This window comes from Nonomuraea sp. NPDC050227 (genome assembly GCF_044459705.1).
Lineage (GTDB): Bacteria > Actinomycetota > Actinomycetes > Streptosporangiales > Streptosporangiaceae > Nonomuraea.
In genome coordinates this window covers 1-2,244 of record NZ_JBITJF010000029.1, presented here as the reverse complement: position 1 = coordinate 2,244, position 2,244 = coordinate 1, and the positions used below count along the sequence as shown (strand labels likewise).

Sequence of the window (2,244 nt, the reverse complement as noted above, 5' to 3'; positions counted from 1 at the left end):
CCTCGGCCGCGACCGCGCAGGCCGATCACGCTCAATCGCCCGCCGCAAATGCGACACATACGACTGCACCGTCGGCAACGCCGTCACCGGCGGTGTGCTCCCGTACACGTCCTCGATGAGGGTCTGGGTGGAGACCACGCCTCCCTGGGAGACGAGGAGCCGGGCGAGCACGGCCCGCTGGCGTGGGCCGCCCACCTCGACCCGCCGGCCATCGTCGTCGTAGACCTCCACCGGACCCAGAACCCGGAACTCCACCCCACGCCTCCTGCGCGATCGTGATCCTTGGGGCAGAACCGTAGATCGTGTCGTAAAGCGCGCGCATCCACCGCCGGAGGGATGCCCGGCACGCGGCCGGAACGATCGAGGGGTTTTCGGCAGTGCGACACCGGGCACCGAGAGGACCCGCCGGATCCTCTGGGATCTCACGGCAGGCACCGACTCGGAGCGGGCCGACCGGATCAGCGCGGGCCGTGCGGCCCGCTCACGGCCCGGCCGATCACCGGCAGGTCGCGCCGAGAGGCAGACCCGGCACGCCGGTGCTCGCCACCGCTCTGGCCCGGTCGCGCCACCACGTCAGGCCGTTTAGCTCGGCCTGCTCTGCCAGGACCGACAGATGAGCGGCGGCGCCCTCGTGGTCGCCCAGGGCGGAGGCCAGCAGGGCCAAATACCAGTCAACCGGCCCCAGCCCGGCTATCCCGGCTCCGGCCACGAGCCGCCCGCCGTACGGCGACATCCGCGCGTAGGTGTCGCGGCACGCCGGGACGTCGCCGACCGCCGCCTGCGCCGCTCCCTGAAGACACGTCATCGCCAGCCACGACCAGTCCGAGGGCGGCGACGGCCACCCTCCGGCCGCGAGCGCGCGCGCCTCCCCGACGTGGCCGGCCGCGCACAGCTGCAGGACGCGGGCATCGTGGTCCAGCGACGGATGGATGCCCGTGATCGTGTCGATGAGCCGCCCGGCCCCGGCGATGGTGCCCTCGCACCAGCTCAGCATGAGCCGTCCGGCGACCACGACCCCTTCGGCGTACCACATGCCGACGCGTTGGGCCTGGCGCCCGGCCTCGGCGTACAGCTCTTCGGCCGCGTCGAACCTGCCGTCCAGGACGAGCCGGCCGGCCCGCCACATCGTGTGCTGGAAACGCGGCCAGGGCAGCGGACGCCGTTCCAGCAGGCGCTCGCATCCGGCCGCGGCCCGGTCGGCGCCGGCCACGTCGAACAGGTCCAGCCGGTAGTGGGTGCGCATCATCTGGGCCAGCAGCTCGTACCCGGGCGCCCGGGCGGTCACCGCCAGATCGTGCAGCTCGTCGGCCAGCGCCGACAGCTCCGGCACGTGCAGCGGCTGGGGGACGGCCAGATGCCGGGCGTTCAGCGCGCGCATCAGCACCCGCGGGTCGCCGAGACGCCGGGCCGTCTCCACCGCGCGCGCCGAGAGCTCGTCGCCGCGGGGATCGCCGCTGCCGTAGAGCTCCTGGGCCAGACCTGCCAGTAGCAGGACGCGCAGCGGTGAGTCCCCGTCGGGAAGCTCGTGCAGCGCGGTCGTGAAATGGTGCACGAGCCACGGTTCGGCCGCCTTGTAGGGGTCGCGCAGCTCCCAGATCGCGGGCGCGCCGAACGCGGTCAGCGCCCGGGCGGTCAGGCCCGAGCCCGGACGCCCCCGGTCGGCGGCCCGTACGGCCTCCTCCCTGACCTGCCGCGCCCCGATCACGTCCCCCGCCTCCAGCAGGGCGTGGATTTGGCGCAGCAGCAACTCGACATGCGCCTCCGGGTCGCCCGTGGCGGCGCCGTGCGCGGCGACGGCCCTGCCCCACCAGGCGGCGGCCTCCTGGTAGGCGAGCCGCCGCCCCGCCTGCTCGGCGGCCGCCGTCGCCCAGTGGATGGCGTCCTGGTAGGCGGCGGGCCCGGCCTCGACCGCGTGGTAGGCGATCGTCTCCACGTCGGTCCCTGGACGGGCGGACAACGCGGCCATGACCGCGCGGTGCAGGGCAGCCTTGCGAAGGGGCGGAATGTCGTTGACGAGACTCTCGCGCACCAGGTCATGGATGAAGATCAGGCAGTCGCCGCCCGAGTCGGGGCAGAGGGCGACCAGTCCGGCCTCGACCGCCTCGTCGAACGTGTCGAGCGGAATCCCACCCACCGTGCAGACGAGCCCCGGGTCGAATGCGCGGCCGATGACCGCGGCGATCCGCAACGCCTCACCCACCCCCACACCCAACACCCCCAAACGCTGACGAACCACTCCCGCCA

2 protein-coding genes are annotated in these 2,244 nt (G+C 73.6%); both read right to left on the bottom strand.

Annotation, left to right across the window (positions count from 1 at the left end; genetic code table 11):
• A partial coding sequence (locus ACIBK9_RS51790; RefSeq protein ID WP_397166828.1) for a winged helix-turn-helix domain-containing protein occupies positions 1–255 on the bottom strand: 255 nt, incomplete at its 3' end.
• Between the two features lie 241 nt (positions 256–496).
• On the bottom strand, positions 497–2,215 hold the full coding sequence (locus ACIBK9_RS51785) for a hypothetical protein (protein ID WP_397166827.1): 1,719 nt from the start codon (positions 2,213–2,215) through the stop codon (positions 497–499).
• Positions 2,216–2,244: the final 29 nt, after the last annotated feature.